This window comes from Actinocorallia herbida, assembly GCF_003751225.1.
GTDB classification, from domain to species: domain Bacteria; phylum Actinomycetota; class Actinomycetes; order Streptosporangiales; family Streptosporangiaceae; genus Actinocorallia; species Actinocorallia herbida.
Window position 1 is genome coordinate 1888691 of record NZ_RJKE01000001.1, and the last position, 26041, is coordinate 1914731.

The 26041-nt window shown below is 72.5% G+C and carries 22 protein-coding genes; 7 read left to right on the forward strand and 15 right to left on the reverse strand.

Going from position 1 to position 26041, the window contains the following annotated elements:
- Positions 1-25: 25 nt before the first annotated feature.
- The 4 genes from EDD29_RS45330 to EDD29_RS47625 form a co-directional block, all read right to left on the reverse strand.
- The gene (locus EDD29_RS45330; protein WP_170201324.1) at positions 26-907 is read right to left on the reverse strand and encodes a hypothetical protein; all 882 of its coding nucleotides are present in this window, start codon (positions 905-907) and stop codon (positions 26-28) included.
- Between the two features lie 106 nt (positions 908-1013).
- Positions 1014-2450, reverse strand: coding sequence for an ATP-binding protein (locus EDD29_RS08950; RefSeq protein ID WP_123663943.1), 1437 nt, complete (start codon positions 2448-2450; stop codon positions 1014-1016).
- Positions 2447-4114: an NAD(P)/FAD-dependent oxidoreductase gene (locus EDD29_RS08955; RefSeq protein WP_123663944.1), complete on the reverse strand. Its 1668-nt coding sequence runs from the start codon at positions 4112-4114 to the stop codon at positions 2447-2449. The genes EDD29_RS08950 and EDD29_RS08955 overlap by 4 nt, the downstream gene beginning before the upstream one ends.
- Positions 4111-4440, reverse strand: coding sequence for a ubiquitin carboxyl-terminal hydrolase 14 (locus EDD29_RS47625; protein WP_342774406.1), 330 nt, complete (start codon positions 4438-4440; stop codon positions 4111-4113). The genes EDD29_RS08955 and EDD29_RS47625 overlap by 4 nt, the downstream gene beginning before the upstream one ends.
- 17 nt (positions 4441-4457) lie before the next feature.
- Between EDD29_RS47625 and EDD29_RS08965 the strand changes: the two genes are divergently transcribed.
- Positions 4458-5207 carry an ABC transporter permease gene (locus EDD29_RS08965; RefSeq protein WP_123663946.1) on the forward strand — a complete coding sequence of 250 codons (750 nt, stop codon included), beginning with the start codon at positions 4458-4460 and terminating at the stop codon, positions 5205-5207.
- 136 nt (positions 5208-5343) lie between these two features.
- Positions 5344-7686, forward strand: a complete 2343-nt coding sequence (locus EDD29_RS08970) for a family 43 glycosylhydrolase (protein ID WP_211359609.1) — start codon at positions 5344-5346, stop codon at positions 7684-7686.
- Positions 7687-7906: 220 nt separating this feature from the next.
- Here the strand turns inward: EDD29_RS08970 and EDD29_RS08975 are convergent, their stop codons facing one another.
- The 10 genes from EDD29_RS08975 to EDD29_RS09020 form a co-directional block, all read right to left on the reverse strand.
- Positions 7907-8140 carry a hypothetical protein gene (locus tag EDD29_RS08975; RefSeq protein WP_123663948.1) on the reverse strand — a complete coding sequence of 78 codons (234 nt, stop codon included), beginning with the start codon at positions 8138-8140 and terminating at the stop codon, positions 7907-7909.
- A 115-nt stretch (positions 8141-8255) separates the two neighbouring features.
- Positions 8256-9068: an enoyl-CoA hydratase gene (locus EDD29_RS08980; RefSeq protein ID WP_123663949.1), complete on the reverse strand. Its 813-nt coding sequence runs from the start codon at positions 9066-9068 to the stop codon at positions 8256-8258.
- Positions 9069-9206: 138 nt separating this feature from the next.
- Positions 9207-9455: a type B 50S ribosomal protein L31 gene (locus tag EDD29_RS08985; RefSeq protein ID WP_123663950.1), complete on the reverse strand. Its 249-nt coding sequence runs from the start codon at positions 9453-9455 to the stop codon at positions 9207-9209.
- Between the two features lie 78 nt (positions 9456-9533).
- Positions 9534-10700 carry an ABC transporter permease gene (locus tag EDD29_RS08990; RefSeq protein WP_123663951.1) on the reverse strand — a complete coding sequence of 389 codons (1167 nt, stop codon included), beginning with the start codon at positions 10698-10700 and terminating at the stop codon, positions 9534-9536.
- Positions 10697-11602, reverse strand: a complete 906-nt coding sequence (locus EDD29_RS08995; RefSeq protein WP_123663952.1) for an ABC transporter ATP-binding protein — start codon at positions 11600-11602, stop codon at positions 10697-10699. The genes EDD29_RS08990 and EDD29_RS08995 overlap by 4 nt, the downstream gene beginning before the upstream one ends.
- A gap of 31 nt (positions 11603-11633) precedes the next feature.
- Entirely contained in the window at positions 11634-12908 is a 1275-nt protein-coding gene (locus tag EDD29_RS09000) for a YibE/F family protein (RefSeq protein ID WP_123663953.1), read from the reverse strand.
- 93 nt (positions 12909-13001) lie between these two features.
- Positions 13002-14090 carry an AI-2E family transporter gene (locus EDD29_RS09005; protein WP_170201325.1) on the reverse strand — a complete coding sequence of 363 codons (1089 nt, stop codon included), beginning with the start codon at positions 14088-14090 and terminating at the stop codon, positions 13002-13004.
- 50 nt (positions 14091-14140) lie between these two features.
- Positions 14141-14785, reverse strand: a complete 645-nt coding sequence (locus EDD29_RS09010) for a class I SAM-dependent methyltransferase (protein ID WP_123663955.1) — start codon at positions 14783-14785, stop codon at positions 14141-14143.
- A gap of 92 nt (positions 14786-14877) precedes the next feature.
- Positions 14878-15789, reverse strand: a complete 912-nt coding sequence (locus tag EDD29_RS09015) for a hypothetical protein (RefSeq protein WP_123663956.1) — start codon at positions 15787-15789, stop codon at positions 14878-14880.
- Positions 15790-16084: 295 nt separating this feature from the next.
- Positions 16085-16357, reverse strand: coding sequence for a hypothetical protein (locus EDD29_RS09020; RefSeq protein WP_123663957.1), 273 nt, complete (start codon positions 16355-16357; stop codon positions 16085-16087).
- Positions 16358-16570: 213 nt separating this feature from the next.
- Here EDD29_RS09020 and EDD29_RS09025 point away from each other — a divergent pair, with 213 nt between their 5' ends.
- A complete protein-coding gene (locus EDD29_RS09025; protein WP_123663958.1) occupies positions 16571-21397 on the forward strand; it encodes a hypothetical protein in 4827 nt (1608 codons plus the stop codon).
- A 54-nt stretch (positions 21398-21451) separates the two neighbouring features.
- On the opposite strand, the gene EDD29_RS09030 is transcribed toward EDD29_RS09025, so the two are convergent.
- The gene (locus tag EDD29_RS09030) at positions 21452-22078 is read right to left on the reverse strand and encodes a hypothetical protein (protein WP_123663959.1); all 627 of its coding nucleotides are present in this window, start codon (positions 22076-22078) and stop codon (positions 21452-21454) included.
- Positions 22079-22306: 228 nt separating this feature from the next.
- On the opposite strand from EDD29_RS09030, the gene EDD29_RS09035 reads away from it, so the two are divergent.
- The 4 genes from EDD29_RS09035 to EDD29_RS09050 are packed head-to-tail and all read left to right on the forward strand — an operon-like array spanning position 22307 to position 26041.
- Positions 22307-23464 carry an ROK family transcriptional regulator gene (locus EDD29_RS09035; protein ID WP_123663960.1) on the forward strand — a complete coding sequence of 386 codons (1158 nt, stop codon included), beginning with the start codon at positions 22307-22309 and terminating at the stop codon, positions 23462-23464.
- On the forward strand, positions 23461-24423 hold the full coding sequence (locus EDD29_RS09040; RefSeq protein WP_123663961.1) for a glycoside hydrolase family protein: 963 nt from the start codon (positions 23461-23463) through the stop codon (positions 24421-24423). The genes EDD29_RS09035 and EDD29_RS09040 overlap by 4 nt, the downstream gene beginning before the upstream one ends.
- Positions 24420-25235: an ABC transporter permease gene (locus tag EDD29_RS09045; RefSeq protein WP_123663962.1), complete on the forward strand. Its 816-nt coding sequence runs from the start codon at positions 24420-24422 to the stop codon at positions 25233-25235. The genes EDD29_RS09040 and EDD29_RS09045 overlap by 4 nt, the downstream gene beginning before the upstream one ends.
- Positions 25232-26041, forward strand: coding sequence for an ABC transporter ATP-binding protein (locus tag EDD29_RS09050; RefSeq protein ID WP_123663963.1), 810 nt, complete (start codon positions 25232-25234; stop codon positions 26039-26041). The genes EDD29_RS09045 and EDD29_RS09050 overlap by 4 nt, the downstream gene beginning before the upstream one ends.

Consider the following 26041-nt stretch of genomic DNA (forward strand, 5'->3'; position numbering starts at 1 on the left):
AGACGGGCCCGGACAAGCGCCGAACTCAGCCGAAGATCTCCTCGGCGGAGTTCGCGTTCGCGACGTTGACGGTCCACCGATCGATCTCGTCGGTGTCGGTCGCCCCGATGATCCGCTGACGCTGCTCATCGGTGAGCGTGATGCCGCGTCCCTCGATAAAGAGGAGGAGACCCTCCACGCGACCCTCCACACGACCCTCCACGCGACCCTCCACGCGGCCTTCGGCCCGGAGTTCGGAGATGTACGGGTAGGACTGGGTCTCCATGAAGGTCCTCCACATCCGGCGGCCGGGGCCTTTGCCCAGGCCGCCCTCGATGAACTCGGCCAGATGAGCGGCCCGGTGCACGTCGGCAATGGTGGCGAGCGTGGCCGCGAGTACTTCCAGTATCGCATGCGCATGCGGGGAGTCCCCGTGGATGAACGCGGACAGGATGGCCAGGGGGATGTCGCGGACTGCCTCGGCGAAGGTGGTGATCATCGGCATGCTGTCGGGGCCGAGGACCACGGGGATGACGATCATGGAGGGCCATCCCGCGGGCCCGACCCTGAAGGGCTCTGCCGCCCAGCTGGCCGTCGCGGCTTTGCGGCAGGTGACGACCAGGGAGACGTCGCAGTCGTAGATGTCCTGGAGGTGCGCTATGTAGCGCGCCCACCGGCGGCGTTTGGGCTCCGATGGCTCGGTCTGGGACTCGACGACGATGATCAAAGGTCCGGCTGCGGACTCGATCCTGAGGAGGGTGTCCGGCCAGCGGGACACCGGTGACAGGTCGGTCAGGTCCACGTTGAGGACTTCGACCTTGTCGATGATCGGCATGGTGAGGTGCAGGACGTTCTGCAGGACGCGGGCCATCAGCCCGGTGTCCTCCTGGAAGACGCGGTGCAAAGCCTCGTGTTGGGGAGTGGGCACAGCCGGAGATTACCGAAAGGAGTGGTGTCGGTGCGGTGCGTATTCTTTATGTGGTTTCTGCTGGTAGATGCGATATCTGGGCCGGGCTTGACACGAGTTGTGGTGGTCAGGTCGGGGGGCGTTCGGTGAGGGGGAGGCGGGCGGTGAAGCGGGTGTCGCCGGGGGTGGACTCGACGGTGAGGTCGCCGCCGTGGCGGGTGACGATGATGCGGTAGGAGATGTCGAGGCCCAGGCCGGTGCCCTTGCCGACGGGTTTGGTGGTGAAGAAGGGCTCGAAGACGCGGCGGCGGAGGTCGCGGGGGATGCCGGGGCCGGTGTCGCAGACGTCGACGCGGACGTGGTCGTTGTCACGGGACGTTCGGATCGTCAGGGTGCCCGAGCCGTTCATGGCCTGGACGGCGTTGTCGATGAGATTGGTCCACACCTGGTTGAGCTCGCCCGCGTAGATCGGGACGGGCGGGAGGGTCCGGTCGAAGTCGGTGACGACGTCGAGGCCCTCGAGTTTGCCGTTGAGCATCACGAGGGTGCTCTCCAGGCCCGTGTGGATGTCGGCGCGCTCGAAGGGCGAGCGGTCCATGTGCGAGTACTGCTTCGCGGCCTGGACGAGGCCGGAGATCCGGTTCACCGAGTCGGTGATCTCGCCGAGGAGCAGCTCGGACTCCAGCGTGTAGGCCAGCCAGCGCAGCGAGCCTTCCAGCAGCTCGGGCGGCGCGTCGGCCTCGACCCGCTCCAGGAACGACGTGTCCAGCCCCGCCGCGACGAAGATCGGCGCGGTCTCCCACGGTGCCTGGCAGTCGTGGTCCTCGAGCCAGTCGGCGATCTCGTCCTCGCGCTCGGACTCCTGCACCGCGCTCAGCTTGGGCGCGTCCGCGATACCGCGGACGGCCTCCTCCTGCACGTCGACGAGCAGGGTGAGCAGCCGCGGGTCGATCTGGTCGTGCGCGAGCATCGAGAGCTTGTGCCGCATGCCCTCCACCCGCTCGCGCAGCCGCGACGTGGCGCGCACCGCCGCCGCGGCGGGGTTGTTGAGCTCGTGGGTGAGGCCCGCGCTGAGCGAGCCGAGCGCGAGGAGCTGCTGCCGCTGGTTGACGATGGTCTGGGTGTTGGACAGGCCGAGGAAGAGCCCTTCCAGCAGGTGGGTGGCCATCGGGAACCAGGTGCGCATCAACCAGGCGAAATCAGCGCTCGGCAGGACGAAGAACCGGCAGTCCGAGCAGGCCCGGACCGAGGCGGGATAGCCCTTGGCGGTCTCGGCGTCGACATACGAGCGGACCGCTCCCGCGTAGACGCCGACCTGATCCGTCCGGTTCGTCTCGACCTCGTCGGCGCCGATCCGGCGGCTCAGCGCGATCGTCCCCTCCAGCAGGAGGATGAGGTATTCGCCCGGTTCGCCCTCGGCCATGACGATCGTGTCGGCCGGCGCCGACGCGGTCCAGCCGCGCTCGGCGAGCCACCCGAGCTGCTCGCCGTCCAGGGACTCGAACAGGAACAGCCCGCGCAGCTCGCCGGGCGTCAGGGCGCCTTCCCTGTCGGCGAGGCTCATGCCGACCCCAGGTACCGGTGCGCGAGCGAGACGGCCATCGCGCCGTCTCCGACGGCCGAGGCGACCCGCTTCACCGATTCCGCCCGCACATCCCCGGCGACGAACACGCCGGGCAGACTCGACTCCAGCGGCCACGGATCGCGGTCCAGCGGCCAGCCGCGCGGCATCCGCCCGTCGACGACGAGGTCGGTGCCGGTCCTGATGAAGCCGTGCTCGTCGCGTTCCACGACGTCGGCGAGCCAATCGGTGCGGGGCTGCGCGCCGATGAACACGAACATGTGGCTCGCGGTGACCCGCTCGCTCGACCCGTCGGGCGCCCGCAGCGTCAGCGCCTCGAGGTTGTCGCCGCCGTGCGCCTCGGTGACGGTCGTCTCCAGCCTGACCCGCACGTTGCCGATCGAGCGGAGCTGCTCGATCAGGTAGTAGGACATGCTGTCCTCCAGCGACCGCCCCCGCACCAGGAGGGTGACGGACTTGGCGACCCGCGAGAAGAACACCGCGGCCTGGCCCGCCGAGTTGGCGCCGCCCACGATGTAGACGTCGTCGCCCTGGCAGGAGGCCGCCTCGGTCATCGCCGAGCCGTAGTAGACGCCGCGCCCGGTGAGCTCGGCGACGCCCGGGGCGACGAGCTCCCGGTACTGCACGCCGGTCGCGATGATCACGGTGTGCGCGGTGACCTCCCGTCCGTCGCCGAACGACAGGATCCGGCCCGGCCCGTGCGCGCGCAGGCCGACGGCGTCGCGGCTGGTGAGGATCTCGGTGCCGAACTTGACGGCCTGGCGGCGCGCCCGGTCGGTGAGCTGCCCGCCGGAGACCCCGTCGGGAAAGCCCAGATAGTTCTCGATCCGGGACGACTGCCCGGCCTGCCCGCCGGTGGAGTACCGCTCGACCAGCAGGGTCCGCAGCCCCTCCGACGCCCCGTACACGGCGGCCCCGAGCCCCGCGGGACCGCCCCCGACGACGACGAGGTCGTAGAGGTCGGTCTCGGGGGTCGTCGCGAGGCCGACGGCGGCGGCGAGCTGGGCCGTCGACGGGGCCACCAGAGCGCCCCCGTCGGGGGTGACGACCACGGGCAGCTCCGCGGCCGGGTCGAGGTTCGCGGCCTGGAGCAGCCGCAGCGCCTCGGGCTCCTCGATCTGGAACCATCGGTACGGCACCGCGTTGCGCGCCAGGAAGTCCCGCACCTCGAACGACGGGGGAGACCACCGGTGCCCGATGACCTTGGTCTCCGCCGCGTTCACATCGGGCTCGTCCAGGTAGGAGTCGATCATCGCGTCGACGACCGGGTAGAGCTTCTCCTCCGGCGGATCCCACGGCTTGAGCAGGTAGTGGTCCACGTCCACGACGTTGATCGCCGCGATCGCCGCGTCGGTGTCCGCGTACGCGGTGAGCAGCGCCCGCCGCGCCCGCGGATAGATGTCCATCGCCGACTCAAGGAACTCGATCCCGGACATCTCCGGCATCCGATAGTCGGCGAGGATCACCGCGACCCGCGCCCCCTTGAGCTTCAGCTCCTTGAGCGCCTCAAGTCCCGTATCCGGCGTCTCCGCCCGGATCACCCGAAAATCCCGCCCGTACTTCCGCCGGAGATCCCGGGCCACCGCCCGCGAGACCGACGGATCGTCATCGACCGAAAGCAGCACCGGCCGCTCAGCATCACTCATGGGTGACTGAAATCCTTAAGGCCTTGGACGTGGAAACCGGTGTTGTCGACGTAGCACCAGGCCCAATCCTCGCCGGGCTCGTAGGAGCTGATCAGCGGGTGGGCGGATTCGTGGAAGTGGGCGGTGGCGTGCTTGGCGGGTGAGGAGTCGCAGCAGCCGACGTGTCCGCAGGTTCGGCACATGCGCAGATGCACCCATCGTCCCCCGGAACGCAGGCAGTCCTCACAGCCGTCAGACGACGGACTGGCGTCGGCCGCGATCTGATCCAGATGTGTACAGGTCTGTCCCATGAAACGATCATACGTTCCGGCCGGGCCCCGGGTCATCGCCTGAACGCCCGATAATGACCTCCGTGACCAGCCTTTTTGTTCCTGGACCCCTTCTCTATGCCGTCATCGTCGGGCTGGTCCTGGCGGGTGCGGCGGTGGCGGCGCTGGCGGGGCTGGGGCACGGGCGGGCGGTGGTGACCGCGGGGATCCGGGCCGCGGTCCAGCTCGGCGCGGTCGCGCTGCTGATCACCCAGGTGGCGACGCGGCTGTGGGCCACCTGCCTGTTCGTGCTCGCGATGTACGCGGTCGCGGGCTGGACCGCGGCGTCCCGGCTCGGCGGCGGGAGGTCCCCGAAGCGGGCCTGGTGGGCGCTGCTGCCGATGCTCGGCGGGACCCTCCCGGTGCTCGCGCTGCTGCTCGGGACGGGCCTGGTGCCGCCGCGCGGGCTCGCGGTGATCCCGGTCGCGGGCATCCTGCTCGGCGGGGCGATGACCGTCACCGCGCTGTGCGGGCGGCGCTGCCGGGACGAGCTGGAGATCCGCAGGGGCGAGGTGGAGGCGGCACTCGCGCTGGGCTTCTCCGACCGGCAGGCGGCCCTGGAGATCTGCCGTCCGGCCGCCGCGACCTCCCTGATCCCGGCCCTCGACCAGACCCGCACCGTCGGCCTGGTCACCTTGCCCGGCGCGTTCGTGGGGATGCTGCTGGGCGGGGCGAGCCCGGTCCAGGCGGCGGTGGTCCAGCTCGTCGTGCTCGTCGGGCTGCTGGCCGTCCAGTCCGTCGCCGTCGCCCTGACGACCGAGCTCTCGGTCCGCGCCTTCCGCTGACCCGTGCGGTCCGGCCGCGGTGTGTCGCGCGTCACTCTAAATCCTACTTTGCTGGTCTGGAAATCGGTCTTAATGATCGTTAAGGTCCACTGCACCAGTGAAGATTTCCTCCGAAGTATCGGCATAAGGGGAGAGAGTGATCAGTTCGATGGGCCATGCCGGTCTCCGAGCGCGGATCGCGGTCGTCGCGGCGGCGCTCGTGGCCGCCGCCGGCCTCGTGGGCGCGCCGCAGCGCGCGGCCCTCGCGGCACCGGCCGAGGGGTACGCCAACCCGGTCTCCGCGGGCGCCGTGGACACCCTGCCCGACCCTGCGATGATCAAGGCCAAGGACGGCGCCTGGTACGCGTACGGCACGACGAACGCGGTGTTCATCGGGCAGGGCGACACCCGCGAGCGCATCCTCCCGGTCGTCCGCTCCACCGACCTGGTCCACTGGACCTACGTCGGCGAGGTCTTCCCGTTCGCGCAGCGCCCGTCCTGGTGGCCCACCGGGACCCGGCCCTGGGCCCCCGACATCCGCTACGTCGACGGCGAGTACCACCTGACGTACTCGCTCTCGAACGGCGGAGTCGGCCTCGCCGTCAGCGCGTCCGCCGCGGGACCCTGGACGGACGGGGGAAGGCTGATCCCGGCGGGCGGCAGCGGCTGCCCGACGGGCAACATCGACCAGTCCCTGTTCACCGACGTGGGCGGACAGCACTACCTGTACTGGGGCAGTTACGACACGATCTGCGTGTCCAAGATGAACGCCGACGCCACGGCGCTCACCGGCCCGATCACCCAGATCGCCCGGGGCCGCCGCGCCGAAGGCGGCTATGTGGTCCGCCGCGACGGCTGGTACTACCTCTTCTACTCCGACGGCGGCTGCTGCGACGGCGCGTTCAGCGGCTACACCGTCAAGGCGGGCCGCGCCGACAACCCCCTCGGCCCGTTCACCACGCCGAGCGGCGCCGATCTGATGGACCTGACGAGCAAGGACGGCATCGTCCTCGCGGCCAACGGCGACACCTGGATCGGCCCCGGCCACAACGCGCTCCAGACCGACCTGTCCGGCCAGGACTGGCTGGTCTACCACGCGATCTCCGAGGACGAGCCGGACTTCCCGCCCGTCATCGGCCCGTGGGGCGGCACCCTGACGAACCTGAGCCGCCGCCCCCTGCTCATCGACCGGCTCGACTGGATCGACGGCTGGCCCGTCGTGCGGGCCGGCGCGGGCCCGTCCACCGAGCGGGAGGAGGCCCCGGTCGCCGCGTTCGAGACCGGCGGAGACTTCAACGGCGCGGACGCCCTCGACGGCTGGTTCACCGACTGGACCGTCGCCGCCGACCCCGACGCGGGCGGCCACCTGACCTCCCCGGCCTCCGGCGCGTCACTCCAGCTGGCCAAGAAGCAGGTCAAGGGCGACGTCCGGATCGAGGGCGACCTCCGGCTCGGCGAGGGCACGGGCGGCGCCGCGGGGCTCGTCGTCGCGCACAAGAACGACAAGAACTCGATCACCGCGTGGATCGACCGCACCCGCGGCCTGTTCACCGTCGCGACGACGATCAAGGGCGCGACCACCGAGACGAGCGCCCCGCTCCCGGCGGGCTTCTCCTACACCACCTGGCAGAACGTCGCCGTCGAGCGGCGCGGGAACGAGATCACCGCGGCGCTCTCCGCCGACCGGCTGCGCGACCCCGTCGCCGAGGTCGCCGTGGATCTCCCGGCCGGCGCGCCGGACTTCGGCAGGATCGGCGCGGCCACCCGGGGCGGCCGGGTCGACGCGGACAACCTCGGCGCGGCCCCGCTCTACACCCCCGTGACCGAGCGCGTCGCCGAGCCGGAGCCGGGCGCCCTCCTGCCCGCCTACTCCGACGAGTTCGACGGCACCGGCCGTCCCGAGGCGGCCGACGCGGCCTGGAGCTGGGTCCGCGGCGAGAAGGCGACCGCGGCGACGACCGGCGGCGGCGCGCTGACCTGGCCCACCCAGGCCGCCGAGCTCTACCGGACCACCAACACCGCCTCGGTCCTGCTCCGCGACGCGCCCGAGGGCGACTACCTCGTCGAGACCAGGTTGACCTTCGACGGGCGGCTCGGCAACCAGCAGGCCGGCCTCGTGCTGTACGAGAACGACGACAGGTACTTCAAGCTCGCCCACTCGGTCCTGCCGCTCCTGAACAACCTGGGCTTCCTGCACGTCACGGAGTTCAACAAGGAGGCCGAGCGCCCGACGACGACCCCGCCCGAGGCGGTCTCCAGCGGCCCGATGTTCGGCGGCCCGGCCGCCTCGGTGCTCTGGCTGCGCCTGGCCTACACCCAGGTCGACGGCCAGAACCGGGTCAGGGCGGCCTCCAGCACCGACGGGGCGCACTGGACCTGGGCCGGATCATGGTCGACGCCCTACCGGACGGCCCCTCGGATCGGCCTGATCTCGCTGAATCTCCCGGGCGCCACCGCGAAGTTCGACTATGTCCGGACGTACGAGCTGGCCGGTTCGTGAAAATGCGATCCGAGCCACAAGGTTCGCCTACTCCCTAATTGGGGGTAAAAGAGCAGGAAAATGCGAAAGCGCGCCGCTCTCTCGTAGAGAGTGACGCGCTTTCGCTTTGCTCCCGCGAACCGCCGGTCAAAGGCGGAAGGTGTCTCGGCGGATCGCGGGAAATCTCGGGGCGGAGGGTTCGTTCTCTCGCGGGGGTCGCGGGGGCCGCGACGGGGGCGGGTCAGGACCCGAAGGCGGTGCACTCGACCTCGGCCCTGCGCTCGGTCATGCCCTGGGCGACCGAGGTGTTCACGCACTTGCTCTGCTGGGCGTCGAGCTGGACCGTGCCGCAGACCGAGACGCTGGAGTACGTCCGGCAGTCGGCCTGCCGGGCCGTCGCCGCGTTGGCGGCGGGGACTGCTGCGAATCCGCTGAGGGCGAGGGTCGCGGCGGCGACCAGCGGCATGACCTTCATGGTGATTCCCCTTGCTTCTTATTTCTCTGTCACTAACAACGCTATATGCGCCTATGGAGTGAAAGAAGTGAGCCTGGACAATCATTGCCGGGCCTTGGGATTCGCCGCCGTTCGCCTAGCGGGCCGTCTGCGCCTTTCCGCGGTCGATGATGGCCTGCCTGCGCGCCTCGACCTTCGCCGGGTCGAACGTCGCCTCGAGCCAGCCCGTGGAGGTGTCGGACTCGACCCGGTAGCCCTCGCCGATCTGGGCCTCCTCGATCGCCTTGTAGGAGGCGAGGTAGGTCTGGACGGCCGCCGGGTCGTTCCGGGCGATCGTCTCGGCCAGTGCGAGCGCGGCGGGCACCAGTTCGTCGGCCGGGACGACCTGGGTGAGCAGCCCCACCCGCAGGGCCTCCGCGGCGTGCAGGTAGTCGCCGGTCAGGCTCATCCGGCGGGCGTTGCCCCGGCCCACGACCAGCGGCAGCAGCACCGACAGGCCCCAGCCGGGCAGCACCCCAACCCGGGCGTGGGTGTCGGCGAATGAGGCCTGCTCGGAGCCGATGAGGACGTCGCAGTTCAGGGCCAGCTCGAATCCGCCGGTGACGGCCGGGCCGTTGATCGCGCCGATCAGCGGCGTGCGCAGCGGCGGCCACGGGGTGTTCGGCGCCGCGCCGGGGCTCGGCGTGCCGAATCCGAGGTTCCCGCCGCTGGAACCCAGCTCGCGGAGGTCGAGGCCCGCGCAGAACGCCTTCCCGGTGCCGGTGAGCACGATCGCGTGCACCCCGGGATCGGCGTCCAGTTCTCCGAGGACGCGCAGCAGGCCCGTCATCAGGGCGGTGTTGAGCGCGTTGCGCGCCTCCGGCCGGTTCAGCCGGACCAGCGCCACCGCGCCGGACCGCTCCACGATGACGACGTCGTCGGCGGGGGGCGTCTGGGCGGTCTCGGTCATGGTGGCTCCTCGCTTCGGGCCCCGGAGGGGGCGGTGATCGCCTGTCGATCCTGGCAAAGGGCCCTGTGGCCCCTGTCACCCGGGTCCCGGAAAACGCAAAGGGGGCGGATCCGGGTGGATCCGCCCCCTTCGGGCGCTTTACTTGCGCTTGCCGTACCGGCGCTGGAACTGCTCGATGCGGCCCGCGGTGTCGATCGTGCGGCCGCGGCCCGTGTAGAACGGGTGGCTCGCGGACGAGACGTCCACGTCGACGACGGGGTAGGTCTTGCCGTCCGTCCACTCCACGGTCTTGTCGCTCGACACCGTCGAGCGGGTCAGGAAGAGCGTGTCGGCGCTCTTGTCGCGGAAGACGACCGGGCGGTACTCGGGGTGGATTCCCTTCCTCATTCCTGGGTCCTTTCGTGGTCGGGACGAACCGTCACGCCCGGCACAACACGCCCGCCCCCTCCCGCATTCCCGGCCCGCTCACCTGCCCTTGAGCGCCTCCTTGAGGGACACCCGGCCGCCCATGCGCAGCACCGAGTAGGTGTAGACGCGGCCGGAGAACCAGATCAGGGCCCCGATCGTGAGGAGCGCGGGCAGAAGGGCGAGGGCCTGCTCCCACCAGGGGGCGCCGAACGCGCCGCGGACGGGCATGAGGATGGGGGCGAAGAAAGGGATGTAGGACAGGACGCGCGCCGCGGGGCCGTCGGGGTCGGCGGGCAGCACGGTGAAGGCGGCCATGTACGGGATGATCAGCAGGATCTGGATGGGCGCGGTGACACCGCCGATCTCCTCCTGCCGCGCGACGGTCGAGGCCGCCGACGCGTACAGCAGCGCGTAGATCGTGTAGCCCACGAGGAACCACAGCAGCGCCCAGGCCGCGGTGCCCAGCAGCGCGCCCAGGGAGATCCCGAGCACGCCCGTCGCGACCTGGGCGGTGACGCCCGCGGCGGCGACCAGGCCGATCTGGACGAGCCCGACGAGGCCGAGGCCGAGGACCTTGCCCGCCATGAGCCGCCACGGCCGGACCGCGCTGAGCAGCAGTTCGACGACACGGCTCGCCTTCTCCTCCACGACGCCCTGGGCGACGAGCACCCCCGTCGTCTGGAGCACTATGAAGAGGATCAGAGACAGGCCGACCGAAAGGCCGATCCGCTGCTCGCGCAGGTCGTCGGTCCCCTCCAGGGAGACGATCTCGACGTCGGCGCGGCCGACCGCGGCGGCGACCGCGTTCGGGTCGAGGCCCGCGCCGGTCAGTTCGGCGTCGAGGGCGATCTGCCGGGCCAGGCCGGTGAGGGCGCCGCGCAGGTCGTCGTCCGGTTCGTCCTTGACGACGAGGCGGAGCGGGCCGTCCAGGACGAGCGCGTCGAGGTCGCCGTCGGAGACCAGCCGCTCGCCCGCGGCCTCGTCCGTGACGGTGCGCGGTTCGATCTCGAGGCCCGCCGCCTCGGTGACCCCGACGACCTGGGCGCGGGTGGCCGAGTCGGCGAACCCGACGGCCAGGGCGGGGGAGCCGCCGAGCAGTTTCAGCGCGATGAGGGCGCCCACGATCAGCGCCATCATGCCGCCGGTGACGATCAGGAACATGCGGGTCCGCAGGCGGGCGAGCTCCCGCGAGGCGACCAGCCGGATCTCCGCGAACGCGTTCACGCGGCGGCTCCCTTCGGGGCGTCACCGGCGACGGTCTCGCGGAACAGCTCGGTGAGCCCGGGTCTGCGCCAGGAGAACTCGGTGACGCGGCCGGCGTCGAGGGCGGCCCGCAGGAGCGCCTGCTCGTCGGCGCCGGGGCCCGGGGTGTAGGAGCCGTCCTCCTCCCGGGTGAACCCGGGCACGGCGGCGGCCCATCCGGGCGCCGCCCCCTCGATCTCGACGACGAGGCGGGCCGTTCCGTCCGCGCGCAGTTCCGCGACGGTGCCGAGCGCGACCATCCGCCCGGCGCGCACGATCCCGACCCGGTGGCAGAGGCGTTCGACCAGGTCGAGCTGGTGGCTGGAGAAGACGACGGGGACGCCTTCGGCGGCCTTCTCGCGCAGCACGTCGCTCATGACGTCGACGGCCACCGGGTCGAGCCCGGAGAACGGCTCGTCCAGCACGAGGAGGCGCGGATCGTGCACGAGCGCGGCGGCGAGCTGGACCCGCTGCTGGTTGCCGAGGCTGAGCTTCTGCACCTCGTCCTCGGCGCGCTCGGCGACCCCGAGCCGGGCCAGCCAGGCGTCGGTCGCGGCGCGGGCGGCGGGCGCGGAAAGGCCCCGCAGCCGGGCGAGGTAGACGAGCTGGTCGCGGACCTTCATCTTGGGGTAGAGGCCGCGTTCCTCCGGCATGTAGCCGATCGTGCGGCGCACCGCGTCGCCGAGCGGGGCGCCGTCCCAGCGGATCTCGCCGGAGTCGGCGGCGAGGACGCCGAGCACGATCCGCATCGCCGTCGTCTTGCCGGCCCCGTTGCTGCCGACGAATCCGAAGATCTCTCCTTCCTTCACCTCGAAGCCCAGCTCGTCCAATGCTTGGCGCGGGCCGTAACTCTTGGAGACACGGTCGAGTACGAGATTTCCCATAAGGGGAAACATGTCGGACTTGAGCCAGGTGTCAAGCCCGGTGATCTTCAGCGCGTGCCGCCGGGACCGTCATGGCGGGCCGCGGCGTCGGAGAGCGCCGGGCGCGGGCCGCGGTGAAGGCCGCCAGGGCCGTGGTGAGCGGCACCGCGGCGATCAGGCCGAGCGTCCCCGCGGCGCTGCGCACGATCTCCTGGGCGACGACGGGGTTGGTGAGCACGTCGCCGACCGACTGGTCGCCGATCCGGAACAGCAGCAGGAGCGGCAGCGACGCGCCCGCGTAGGCCAGCACGATCGTGTTGATCACCGAGGCGATGTGCGCGCGGCCCACCCGCGCGCCCGCCCGGTACAGCTCGCCGAAACCGGCCGACGGGTTCGCCGCGGAGAGCTCCCGGACCGTCGCCGCCTGGGTGACGGTCACGTCGTCCAGCACGCCGAGGGAGCCGATGATGATGCTCGCGAGCAGCAGGCCCCGGGTGTTGATCGCGTAGTTGTAGTCGAGGTAGAAGCTGCTCTCGTCGGTGATCCCGTTGAGGTTCGCCAGGCCGATCGCCGCGGTCGCGAGCAGCCCGGTGAGCGCGAGCGCGGCGAGGGTGCCGAGCACCGCGAGGGTGGTCGTCGGGGTGAACCCGTGCGTCAGGTAGAGCACCGTGAGGATGATCGCGGCGGCGCACACGATCGCGACGAGCAGCGGCGGGCCGCCCGCGAGGATCGCCGGGATGAGGAACAGCACGAGCAGCGTGAACGTCAGCGCCAGCCCGGCGAGCGCGGCGAGCCCGCGCCACCTGCCGAACGCCACGACGGCCAGGACGAACGCGGCGGCGATGATCCAGAGCGGGTCCGACCTGTCGTGGTCGGACAGGAGGTACCGGTCGAGGCCCGTCGTGCCCGGCGTCTCGATCACCAGGACGTCGTCACCCGCCTCGTAGAGGTGCGTGCCGGGGCCCGTCGGGAGGCTGACGGTCGCGTAGCCGCCCTCGGCGGGGCCGGAGGCGAACTGGATCGTCGCGGTGCCGCAGCGGCGCGGATCGACGGGCTCGGCGGCGGCCGCCGTGGGCTCGCCGCTGACGTCGATGGGGGCGTCCGCGGCTTTCGCGCACTCGCCCAGGACGACCTCGACGATGGTCGCCTTGTGCCGGGACAGGGTGCCCTGAGCGGAGGTGTCCGGTTTGTCCGACGGCCACAGCCAGACCAGTCCGGCGAGTGTCGCCACGGCCAGCGGGACGATCAGCGCGAGCGCCCAGCGCAGCGTTCCCGGCGCCTCCGCGGGGGAGTCCCCGGACGGTCCGTGGTGGTGGCCTGCGCCCATGCGTCGCCGCTCCTTCGTGCCGGTCGGATCGCGTCAGGGCAGGCTACCGCGCGGTTCCCCGGCCGCCGGACGCACCGGGACGGAAGATCGACATCAGGCTTCGGCGGCGGTCGCGCCCGACTCCCCGACGGCGTCCGGGTGCTCCGCCGCCTCGGCGCGGTGCCGGGCGCGCCGCAGCAGCGCGACCGTCACCGAGGCGATGGGCGCGGCGAGGAAGGCGCCCGCGATGCCCGCGACGGCACTGCCCAGGGCGATCGCCAGAAGGATGACCGCCCCGGGGAGCGCCAAGGCGCGGCCGTAGATCTGCGGGGCGAGGATGTGGCCCTCGATCTGCTGGACGGCGACCGTGACGCCCACCACGATCAGCGCCACGACCCAGCCCTTGGCCACGAACGCGACGATCGCGGCGAGGGTCCCGGCGAGGAACGCGCCGACCAGCGGCAGGAACGCGCCCACCCAGGTGAGGACGGCCAGCGGCACCGCGATCGGCACGCCGAGTATCCACAGGGCGAGGCCGATGAAGAACCCGTCGACGAACCCGACGATCGCGACACCGCGCACGTATCTGCCCATGACGTCGAAGACGACCTCGGCCCCGTCGTGCAGGCCGCCGCGCACCGACGGCGGCAGCAGCTCGGCGAGCCAGCCGACGAGCCGGTTGCCGCCGTGCGTGAAGTAGATCGCCAGCACGAACGCCAGGACCGCGCCGACCAGCACCTCGCCCGTGGCGATCACCCCGGTGAGCGCGCCCCCGGCGATGTTGCTGGAGTGCCCGGCGATCCAGTCGCGGCCCTGCCGCGTGTACTCGGCGATGCGCGCCTCGTCGAGGCCGAACCGGCCGGCGAGGTCCTGGATCGTCACGGTGAAGGAGTCGAAGCTCTCGGCGAGCTGCGAGAAGCCGCTGATCGTCGGCGGGACCAGCAGCAGGACCAGCACGGTCCCGGCCGCGATCAGCGTCAGCCACACGATCGCGGTGGCCGCCGCCGGGTTCATGCCGCGCCGGATCAGCCGGTTCGTCGGCGGGATCGTCACCGAGGCGATGAGGACGGCGATCACCAGCGGGATCGCCACCTCCTTGACCTGCCACACCGCCCAGATCGCCAGCGCCCACAGAGCGACGACGAGCAGGCGGTGGGCTGCCTTCAACGTCCTGGTGCGCAGTTCCGGATCATGGACGGCCACGTCCGGAACCTGCCCCGCGGCAGGTACCGCCCAAACCGGTCCGACCCGCCTCAGCCGGGCAGGCGCCGCACGAGGACCGTGTTGTCCCACCGGGTGGCCCGCTCGCCGTCGGGCCGGAAGACCTCCTTCTCGTGCTCGGCGGCCTGGAGCACCTCCCAGCCTTCGGCGGGCAGTTCGAGGTCGGCCACGATCTCGTCGGGCGTCGGGAAGCGGACGTCCTCGTGCTCGTCGCCCTCGTGCCACGCCGGGAACCCGGCGTGGCTGACGATCAGCAGCCGCCCGCCCGGGGCCAGCGCGGCGGCGGCCCTGCGCAGGACCGGCTCGCGGTCCAGGGCGGCGAAGGAGTGGAAGAACATCGCGGTGACCAGGTCGAACTCGCCCTCGGGGAAGGACGTGTCGAGATCGTGCCGCTGGAAGTCGACCGTCACCCCGGCGTCGGCGGCGTGGCCGGCGGCCCGCTCCAGGGCGACCTCCGAGATGTCGGTCGCGGTGACCTTCCAGCCCCGTCCGGCCAGCCAGACGGCGTCGGCGCCCTCACCGCAGCCGAGATCGAGCGCCCGGCCCGAGGGGAGGTCCGCGGCCTCCTCGACGAGGACGCGGTTGGGCCGCCCGCTCCAGATCCGGTCGCTCTGCCGGTACCGCTCGTTCCAGGCTTCGGCGCTCGTGGTCGCCGCGCCGGTCTCCCCAGTGCTCACCGTGGTGCTCCTTCGTTCGGGCCGGACTCCCGAGCATCGCCTGCGGCGGGCCTTTCCGCCAAACGGGTTTGCCGTTCCGGCAAGTCGGCGCGTCAGGAGGCGGGGGCCGGGCGGCGGCTGCGGCGCGTGGCGGCGATGAGCTCGTTGATGACGGCGGCGCCGGTCTCCGCGTCCCTGATGGAGGCGGTGAACGTGCCGCCGGTGCGGTCGGTCAGGACGAGCGCGTCGCCCCCGTGCAGGGAGAGCCGCGCGTCACCGGGGAAGCCGCCAAGGCCGAGGTGCAGGAACCAGGGCCGGCCGGTCGGGACCGTTCCGGCCGACGCGAGCTTCTCCAGCGGGCGCCTGCGCCGGACGAGCCCGCCGGGGCCGTAGGCGAACCGCACCCCGGACCTGTCCGCGGTCACCTCGACCGACGCGGTGGCGCAGAAGAACAGTCCGGTGGCGACCAGGGGAAGGACGGGCTCGGGTCCCGGGAGGGCACCGGTGTACGCGATGGCCTGGGAGAGGAGCTGGGCGACGCCTCCGGCCATCACCCAGGTGTTCTGCGACCTGCCCGTCCAGTAGGGGCCCTCCGGCCTGTGGCGCCTGCCGCCCGGGCCGTCCGAACGGTCGGCCTTCCAGAGGGCCACGAGGAACGTCGTCCCGGCCACCAGGATGGGCGCGGAGACGGAGCCGGGCAGGTGCCGCGCGGAGTGGCCGTCCGCCCGGTCGAGGTTCGCCCAGAGCGCGAGGGCCTGCGCGTAGACGAGTCCCGCGAAGAGCGCCCAGGCGGCGACGCGTGAACGCAGCACGAACAGGGCCGCCAAGAGCGCGACGCAGAGCGGGGCGGTAAGGAACAGGCCTTTGGCGAGCACGTAATAGGGCGCGCCCTCCGCGCCCCACCCCACGGCGACGTCGGCCGGCAGCCGGGACCAGAGGACCAGGGTCGGCGCCGCGATCCCCAGCGCGGCGGCGAGGGTCGGGAGCGCCGCGGTCCGGACGAAGCGCAGCGAAAAAACGGTCACTCATGATGAATACCGCCCAAGCCGGGCAGTGTCCGCGAAAGTGCTGCTCAGGGGGCGTTCTTGTGGCGAGATCGTGACCTGTGCGGCCCCCGCACATGGCGCGCCCGGTGGCTGCGGTGTCTCTGCACCGTGCCTCCCGGGCGTGGCCGCCGTGAGCGTGCCATGAGGTCTTCAGTGGCCCCGCGCTCGGAGGTCTTCAGTGACCCCCGTATTCACGGTGGTGTCTCCATTCTAGGAATTCCCCCCTCGACCGGGGCAAAGCCCACCTCCCGTTCTCCCCCTGCTTCCCTTGCCTTCAGCCGGATCCCCCGGTTCTCCGCTTGACCGGCACCAGCGCGGCGGCCCAGAGGACCGCGGCCTGGAGGAGCCCGGCGGCCGTCGGGAGGGCGAGATCCCCCGCCCGGCTCCACTCCGGATCCGGCGCGGGCAGGAAGGCGAGCAGGGGAAGGTCGACGAGGAGGAGCAGGGGGATGTATCCGGCTTCATCCCGTCCATCGAGGTACGTCACGACGGACGCGCCGAGGACGAGGGCCGTGTACGTGGCCGCGATGACCGCACGAAAGCGCATCTCCCCATCTTCGGGCGGTGCTCTGCGCGCGGCATGGGCGCATGTACTCAATTCGCCTTCCCGGCGCGGGAGGGCCCGGGGTGTGAGGTGCCGGGGGCGGGGGAGTTGCTATTTGGTGAATTAGCGGAAGTTGTCGGGTGGGGCGTCCTACGCTCGCCGCAGTGTCGTTCGGGCTGATGTTCGACGGGAACCTTCGGCGAGGGGTGTTGTGCTGTGTCGGTGAACGAAGGGGCCGGGCGGGGCCCGGAGCAGCAGGCGGAGAACGCGGAGATCCTGGAGGTCCTCCGGGGCGTCCTGCCCGCGTCCGTGGGAGGAGCGCACCGCATCCTGGCCGCGCTCCAGGAGAGCACCCGCCCCACCGACCCGGACCTGGGCGCCCTGGCCGAGGTGGTCGCGGCCTTCGACGCGGCGGTCACCGCCCTCCCCGGCACCCCGCCCTCCCTCCCTCTCCTGGAGGCCGCCGAGGCCGACCGCCTCCGCGTCGCCGCCCTCGCCTCCCTCACCGGGCCGCCCCGCTACGCCGACCTCCTCACCGAGATCCGCGCCGCCTCCACCACCCCCACCCCCGAACTCCTCCTCCTCTGCGACCTCCTGGACGCCGCCTCCACCCACCACCCCGACGAAGACTCCCTCGTCGCCACCGCCGAATCCCTCTGGCCCCCCACCTGGCAACGCCTCCTCTGGCCCGTCTCCAAGCGCGCCATCACCCTCACCTCGCAGCCGCAGGACGAGCCCGCTCCCGGCACGATCGCCGCCCCGGCCGACCCCGAGCCCAACGTGCGGGCCGCGCCGGATTCCGCGATCGTGGAAGCCGCCCTCTCCGCTGACGAGCCCGAGCCCGACACGCCGGACGCGCAGCACCCGTCGACGCCCGAGGCGGCCGCCCCGGAGCCCCCCGAGTCCGCAGAGCCCGAGGAGACCCCCACGGCGCTCGCACCCGGGTCCGACACCCCCGACATCGACCCCGACCCGGCTGCGGCGACCCCCTCGACCGCGGAAGCCGGGTTCCCCGTCGCCGCGTCCGACCCTGTCGCCGCGTCCGACCCTGTCGCCGAGTCCGAGTCCGAGTCCGAGTCCGAGTCCGAGTCCGAGTCCGACCCGCACCCGGACGCTTCGCCCGCAGAATCCCTCCCCGACCCCGACCCGGCTGCGGCGACCCCCGCGACCGCGGAAGCCGGGTTCCCCGTCGCCCCGTCCGACTCCGTCGCCGAGTCCGAGGCCGACCCGGATCCGAACCGGGACGCCTCACCCGAAGAGGACCTCCCCGACCCCGGCAATGCCGACGAAGCACCGAAGTCGCCGGAGTCGCCTTTCCAGGGCGAACCGTCCGTTTTCCCCGCAGGAGAGACCGGCACCCCGCCCGCCACCTCCGAGGCCCAGGACGAACCATCAGCTTCCGCCCCCGTCGAAACGGCCGCCCCGGCTGCCCCCGCCGATTTCGAAGGCCAGGACGAATCGTCTGTTTCCGACCATGAGGCTGCTTGGAACGCGATGGGCCGGCTGCTCATCGAGCCTTTCGAGGTTGAGTCCTCTGGGCGTTCCGAAGCCTCGTCGGTCCCCGCGTCCGGCGGCTCCGGTATCCCGCCCGTCGGTCCCGGCGGGCCGGGCGAACCGTCTGATTCCGTCCCCGAGGGCGCGGCGGCTCAAGGCGCGCCGCCCGTTGAGGAGTCCGAGGCCCCCGAGTCCGCCGAAGTCTCCGGGCCTTCCGGCGAACAGGGCGAACCGTCCGCTTTTGCCCGTGAGGGTGCCGCTTCGAGCGCGCCGGGCTCGCCGTCCGCCGAGCTTTCCGCAGCCCCTGTGTCCGCGGAGCTCTCCGAGTCTTCTGAAGAGTCGTCGGTCCCCGCGCCCGATGACTCCGGCATCTCGTCTGTCGACCCCGACGAGCAGGGCGAACCGTCTGATTCCGCCTCCGTCGCAACGGTCGCTCCGGCTTCCCCCGTCGACCTCGGGGGTCGGGGTGAACCGTCCGGTTCCGCCCTCGGGGCCGGCGCTTCGAGTGGGCTGGGCTCGCCGTCCGTCGAGGTGTCCGAGGCTGCCGCGTCCGCGGGGGTCTCCGAGTCCGAGGTCTCGCCGGTCTCTGTGTCCGATGACTCCAGCGCCTTGCTCGGCGACCCTGAGGTGCAGGGCGAACCGTCTGATTCCGTGCCCGTCGAAACGGTCGCTCCGGCTGCCCCCGCCGGCCTCGATGGTCCGGGCGAACCGTCCGCTTCCGCGCCCGAAGAGACGGGTGTCTCTGCGGCTGCTGATCTTGATGGGCGGGGCGAATCGGGCGATTCCGTCACCGAGGGTGCGGCGGCTTCGGGGGTGCCGCCGGTTGAGGCGCCCGGAGCCTCTGCGCCCGCCGAGGTCGCCGAGTCCGAGGTGGTCGGTGCGCTCGAGGTCGGAACCGCGGCCGCGCATGACACCGATGCGGAACCGGCTGAGGCCCCGGCGTCCGACCGGTCGGCGGCACCGGCGGCCCACGGACCCGCCTCGTCGCCCGGGTCCGACGACTCGGGTGTCCCGGTTGCCGACCTTGAGGACCGGGACGAACCGGTCGGTTCCGGGCGCGAGGAAGGGGATGTCCCGGCCGGGTCCGTCGAGCTCGATGGGCCGGGCGACCCGGTTGATTCCGCCCCCGAGGGCGCGGCAACTCCCGACGTGCCGGACGCGCCGAACGCGTCGGACACGCCCTTCGAGGCGTCCGGGACCGCCGCGTCCGCCGAAGTCTCCGCGGTCGGTGAAGGCTCGACGGTCCCCGCGCCGGACGGCTCGGACGGCCCGCCCGTCGAACCCGAGGGGCAGGCGGATCCGGCGGATTCCGCCTCTGGGGAGGCCGAGGCTTCCAGCGCGCTGGACGCGCCGCTCGTCGAGGCCGCCGGGGCCGCCGAGCCTGGGGAGTCCGCGGAATCCCCGTCGTCCGCCGAGGTCCCGGTCTCCGGCGAGGCTGCGTCGTCCGAGACCGACCCGCAGCCGGACGCTCCCGACGGTGCCAAGAGCGACGAAACGGATGACTCTCCCGTAGCGGGTCAGGCTCCAGCGGAAGCGGCCGACACGCCCCCCGGCGCGGATCCGGCCACCGACCCGTCGTCCGAACTCCCGGCCGCTCCGCACACCGAACCCGTCGGCGAAGCCTCCCCGACGCAGCCCGTCGATCCGGACTATCGTCAGGACCCCGCCGAGCCGACCGATCCGGACGGCGGACAGGATCCTTCCGGTGCTGCTTCTGATTCGGCTGATCCGGATGGCGGGCAGGGCCCTTCCGGGCCTGCCGATGGGGATGACCGGCGGGTCCTCTCCGAGTCGACCGACCCGGATGGCGGACGGGGTCCTTCCGATCCTGCTTCCGGGCCCGCTGACGGGGATGGCGAGCAGGATCCCTCCGGCTCTGAGAGCGCCGGTCATGCTCCTGGCGCGGAAGGCGCGGAGTCCGGTGCGGTAGGCGTGCTCGTCTCTTCCGCGTTGGAGGGCGCCGAGTCCGCTTCGCCCGTCGAAGCCGCCGAGGTGGACTCCGCCGCGCTTGATGCCGCGTCCGGCGTGCCGGGCGCGCCGGTGGGCTCCGGGTCCGCTGCGGTCGGGGTGGACTCCGGCGCGCTGGACGGCTCGGTTTCCGGGACGTCCGGGACGTCCGAGGCCGCTGGGGCGGGTGGGGCCGAGGAGGTCGCGTCGCGGTCGGAGCCCGCGGCTGACGGTGAGGTCGTCCTCGCCGAGATTCTTCGCACGGGTGCGGAGGACACCGCCGAGCTGCCGCCCGTGCCCGCCGAAGGAGGCGAGGAGCTCGCGCGGGTGCCTGGCCTGCCGGGCGCCGGAGCCGGTGCGCCAGGAGACGCGGGGGGAGGGGCCACCGCAGAGGAGGCGGCCGGGTCCGACGTGCAGGCCGGGGCCGGGGGCGCTGAGGAGGCGGCCGGGGCCGCAGCGCCCGCCGAAGAGGTCCCCGCGCCGGTCGAGGGGACAGGAGTTCCCAGCGCGCTGGGTTCCGGGTCGTCGGAGGGCGCGGAGTTCGCGGTGGCCGCTGACGCGGTCGTGGCGGCCGACGGTGAGGTCGTCCTCGCCGAGGTGTTGCGGGGGGCCGGGGAGGAGACCGCGGAGATCCCGGCGGTGCTCGTTGAGGGGAGTGAGGTACCTGCGCCGGGTTCTAGCGCGCTGGGGGCGCAAGGGTGGGGGCCGGTCTGGGCCGGGCGGGTCGTCAAGGGCGTGGGGGAAGGGGCCGGGGTCTGGCTGGTGGTCGGGGGTGAGGCGCTGGGGCTGCTGGAAGTAGGGCGGGTGCTGGAGGAGGAAGGGAAGGCGAAGGAAGGGGTCGCGGTCTGGACGGTGGGGACGGGCCTGGGGGAGGCGGTCCTCGGGAGCGCGGTGGAGCGGGCGGGGCGGGCGGAGGGGGTGACGCTCGTGGTGCTGGATCTCGCCGTCAGCAGGTCGGTGGACGCGGCGCGGGCGGGGCTCGCGGAGGCCGTCGAGGCGGTGAGCGGGAGCGGTGGGGCGCTCGCCGTCGTCGCCGTGGTGCCGCCAAGGTACGCGGCGCTGTGGACGCGGCTGCGGGACACCCCGCCTGCGCGGATCCTGGAGCTCGCGCCCTTCACGGCGCAGGAGATCGCGGAAGCGGTCGCCGAGGAGCCGGGCCGCGCGTACGGTCTGGACCCGGCCGAGCTGTTCGCGCTGACCGGGGGCTGGCCGTCGCTGCTCGTCCTCCTCGCCGAGGACGATGTGCGGGACGCGGAGGAGGCCCGCGAGTCCGTCGCGCGTTACCTCGGCGGGGCGGCCCGGGAGTTCGTCCGCTCGACGGGCGTGCTGGACGACCCGACGCTCGAGGCCGCCTGGACGGTTCTGGCGCGTCAGGCCGAGCAGGGCCCCGCCGGGGACCTCGCGGTGTGGCTCGAGGTCGCGGGCGAGTCCGACCAGCCCGCGCTCGCCCTTTCAACGCTCGCCGGCGCCGGCTACGCCGACCACACGGAGGTCGTCGAGGTCCTGCGCGCGCTCGGCGCGCTGCGCCTGCGGGACGCCGAGGGCAAGCCGCACCTGGCCTGCGAACCCCTCCTGGCCGCCGCCTGGGCCTCCCTGCGCTGACCCCGGCCGGTCCGGGCCCGCACGGGCCCGGACCGCGGCGGCCTCCGCCGACGGTCAGCGGTCGGTGGTGCGGCGGGAGTGGATCCAGGGGGCGGTGAGGGCGAGCCTGCGCGGGGTGCTCAGGTTCAGCTCGTAGATCGCGTCCATCATCGCCTTGACGCGGGGCGGGATCTCGCGGAGCTCCGCGTCGAAGAGGTCGTCCTCGCTGGTGTGGTAGAGCAGGTGGGTGTACCCGTCGTCCGGGTGGAAGGCGAGGGTGGAGCCCAGGAGGTCGGCCCGGTGGCCGTACATCTCCTTCTCCATGCTGCGCAGGAGGGTCCGCATGAGGACGGGATCCTTCACCCGCCCCTGGACGACCTCGACATACCCGGCGGTATCGATCGCGTCCGGGTCGGGGGCGAACACCTCGACCTCGCGGCAGTTGACGAACCGGGCCTCCCCGGCGAGCCCGTCGAGCGTCTCGGCCCACCAGCGGCGCCGCCCCGGGCGCCCGTTCTCCACCCAGGCCTTCTGCTCGGACTCGAACCGTTCGGCGCTGATCCAGACCCCGTCGCCGGTGACGCCCCCGGTGCAGCCGAGCCATCCGACGGACGTCGCGCCGAGCCGGTCGGCCCACCGGTAGGAGGCCGCGCGCAGGGTGTCCGCGCTGCTCGCGGGAGCCTCGATCAGCTGTATGAACACCACGCCTCCGTCCGCGCAAGACCCGTCGGAACCACCGTATCGAGAATCCGGGAAACTCCGGGATCTTCGGACGAACCGCGCCGCGGCCGGAAAGTGACGCAGCCCACATGTCTTTCAGGTAGAAAAGGTATGGATTGTGGGTTGTTGGGCTGTTAGCCTCCCTTTTCACCAGCGGGGATTTCATCCGGAGTCCCGGCCAAACCCTTCTTCCGGAGAGTGCGCAGAACGATGTCCGAGACCGAACCCGGCGTGCTCGCCCGTGTCCGCCTCGGGCACGAGGAGCGGGTGGTCGCGCTGCTCCGCGAGCGCGGCGCGCTGAGCCGCGCCGAGCTGGGCGCCCTGTCCGGGTTGTCCCGCTCCACGCTGTCCGACATCGCGGGCGCGCTCGTCGCCCGGGGCGCCGTCGTGGTCACCACTCCGGAGTCCGCGGGCCGCAAGCGCCCGCCCGGCAGGCCCGCCGAGCTGCTCACCCTGAACCCGGACACCGGCCAGGCGATCGGCCTCGACTTCGGCCACCGGCGCGTCCACGTGGCCGTCGCCAACGCCGCGCAGGAAGTGATCGGCACGGCCGCGCTCGGCTACGCCAGGACGACGTCCTGGCAGCGCCGGCTGGAGATCGCCTGCGGCCTCGTCGACTCCCTGCGCACCGGCCTCGGACCGCTCCACGGCATCGGCGTCGGCGTCACCGGGCCCCTCGGCCGGACCGCCGAGCAGACCCGCCGGGTCACCGCCCTCACGGACGCGCTCGGCGAGCGGTTCGGCGTCCCGGTCGCGGTCGACAACAATACCCGGCTCGCCGCGCTGGCCGAGATGGTCCGCGGCGCAGGCAAGGGCTTCTCGGACGTCGTCTACGCGCGCCTTTCCGAAGGCGTCGGCGGCGGCATCGTCGTCAGCGGACGGCTGCTGCGCGGCGCGGGCGGCGGCGCGGGCGAGATCGGCCACATCCCGGTCGATCCGGCCGGAGCGCCGTGTTCGTGCGGAGGCCGGGGCTGCCTGGAGACCGTCGCGTCGGTCCCCGCCGTCGTCTCCGCAGCCGGAGCCGCGGACCTGCCTGGCGCGCTTGAAGCACTGGAAGCAGGCGAGGCGAGCGCCGTCGCCGCCTTCGACCGGGCCGGACGGGCCCTGGGCTTCGCGCTGGCCTCGGTCTGCAACACGGTGAGCCCGGCCCGGATCGTCGTCGGCGGGGAGGTCGCGGTGCCGCGCGTGCTGGCCGCCGCGGAGGCCGCCCTCGCCGTCCACCTGCCGCCCGCCCAGCGCCTTCCGGCACATCCCGCGGCGCTCGGCGACGAGGTCGGCGCGCTCGGCGCGCTGGCCCTGGTCGCCCACGACTCGCCGCTTCTCATCGGCTACCCCGGCGGCACAGGCCGCGGAGAGGACGAATCATGACCGCCATTCCCGCCTTCGACCCCGAGGCCGGGGTCACCGTGCTCACCCCCGAACAGGACGAACCGGGCTACTGGGTCGGCTGCGCGAGCGTCCTGCCCGACGAGGGCCGCTACCTCATGACCTACCGCAGACGCCGTCCGCGCGGCGACGCCCGCACCGAGCGCGGCTGGCGCTGCGCGGTCGCGGTCAGCGACGACGGCGTGGACTTCCGCGACGTCTGGACGGTGGAGAAGTCCGAGCTGGACTCGCCCTCGATGGAGCGGTTCTGCCTGCACCGCCGCGCCGACGGCGTCTACCAGCTCTACCTCAGCTACGTCGACGCCGCCGACAACCGCTGGCGCATCGACGTCGTCGAGGCCGCCGCACCCGAGGCGTTCGACGTGGCGACGCGCCGCCCGGTCTTCACCGCGGCCTCCACCGGCACCGAGGGCGTCAAGGACCCGCGGGTGCAGCGGACCGCCGACGGCCGGCTGATCATGCTGGTCAGCGCCGCCCGCGGCACCTTCGGCACCGCCGAGGCCACCGCGGCGCACGCGACCGCCGACATCTACAACACGGGCCTGTCCCTCTCGGTGACCGCGCTCGCCGAGAGCACCGACGACGGCGCGAGCTGGACCTGGCGCGGCGTGGTCTTCGAGCCCGGCGACGGTTGGGACGGCTGGGCCGCGCGGATCAACAGCGTCGTGGAGACCTCTTCCGGATTCATCGGCTTCTACGACGGCGAGTCCCACTACTCCCGCAATTACGAGGAGAAGACCGGCCTCGCGTTCTCGCCCGACCTGCTGCACTGGGAGCGCCTGACGGTCGACGGCCCCGCCGTCGTCACCCCGCACGGGTCCGGTTCCGTCCGTTATGTCGATGCGATCGCCGACGGCGAGGGCCTGCGCCTGTACTACGAGGTCAGCCGCGCCGACGGCGCCCACGAGCTGCGCACCGTGACGATCGGCAGGCCGTCGTGACCGGTGCCCAGGCCGTCGGGAAGGCGGCCCCGCACGGCTCGGCGAAGGCGCCGCGCGAACAGCGCCCGCGCGTGCCCGTCCCCGTGCTCAACCTGATCTCGCTCGCCGCCGGCATCGGCCTGTGGGCCGCCCTCGCGGGCGCCGGCGTGCAGGGCCTGCCCGGCCCGATCGAGGTCGCCGAGCAAGGCCGGGAGCTGATCTCCGACGGCACCCTCTTCGACGACGCCCTGGCCAGCCTCCGCCGGGTCCTCATCGGCTTCGCCCTCGGCACCGCCCTGGCCGTCCCGGTCGGCTTCCTCATGGGCTGGTACGGCACCGCGCGCGGCCTGCTGGAGCCGTGGGTCCAGTTCTTCCGGACGATCCCGCCGCTGGCGATCATCCCGCTCGCGATCGTGCTCCTCGGCATCGGCGAGACGCCCAAACTCGTCGTCATCGGCCTCGGCGCCTTTCTGTCGTGCGTGATCTCTACTTTTCAGGGCGTCATCGGGGTCGACAGCACCCTCATCAACGCCGCCCGCGTCCTCGGCGCCAACGACCGGGTGATCTTCGCCCGGGTCGTGGTGCCCGCCTCGTCGCCGTTCATCATCGTCGGCATGCGCGTCGGCCTCGGCAGCGCCTGGGCGACCCTCGTCGCCGCCGAGCTGATCGCGGCCCAGGAGGGCCTCGGCTTCCGGATGCAGCACGCGCAGATCTACTACGACCTGCCGACGATCTTCGTCGGCCTCATCACCATCGGCGTCCTCGGCCTGCTCATGGACCGGCTGCTGCTGGCCGCCGAGCGCCGCCTCACCGGATGGCAGGACCGCAGATGAACAAGATCGAGTTCCGCGGCGTCGGCAAGGTCTACCCGCTCGGCGCCGACACGATGACCGCGCTCAGCTCGGTGGACCTGGGCCTCGCCGACGGCGAGTTCGTCACCGTCGTCGGGCCGTCCGGCTGCGGGAAGAGCACCCTGCTCGGGATCGCCGCAGGGCTGGTCACGCCGACCAGCGGGAGCGTCACCGTGGACGGGGGACCGGTCACCGGGCCGGGCCCGGACCGGGGGGTCATCTTCCAGCAGTACGCGCTGTTCCCCTGGCTGACGGTCCGGGGCAACGTCGAGTTCGGCCTCAAGATCGCCGGCATCGGCAAGGCCGAGCGCCGCGCCCGCGCGCAGCGGTACATCGACCTCGTCGGCCTCGCCGAGTTCGCCGACGCGCTCCCCAAGACCCTGTCGGGCGGCATGCGTCAGCGCTGTGCCATCGCCCGCGCCTACGCCGCCGACCCGCGCGTCCTGCTCATGGACGAGCCCTTCGGCGCCCTCGACGCGCTCACCCGCGTCCGGATGCAGGACCAGCTGCTGGACACGTGGAGCCGCGAGCGCCGCACCGTCCTGTTCATCACGCACGACGTCGACGAGGCCGTGTACCTCGGGAACCGGGTCGTGGTCATGGCCGCGGGGCCGGGCCGCGTCCAGGAGGTCATAGACGTCGACCTGCCTTACCCCCGGACCGAGCAGACCCGCCTTTCCCCCGAGTTCGCCGCCCTGCGCAACCGCGTATGGCGCGCCGTGTACCACCAGCCCACGCAGCAGCCTCCCCACCAGCCCGCCCAGCAGCAGACCCACGCGAAAGGTTGA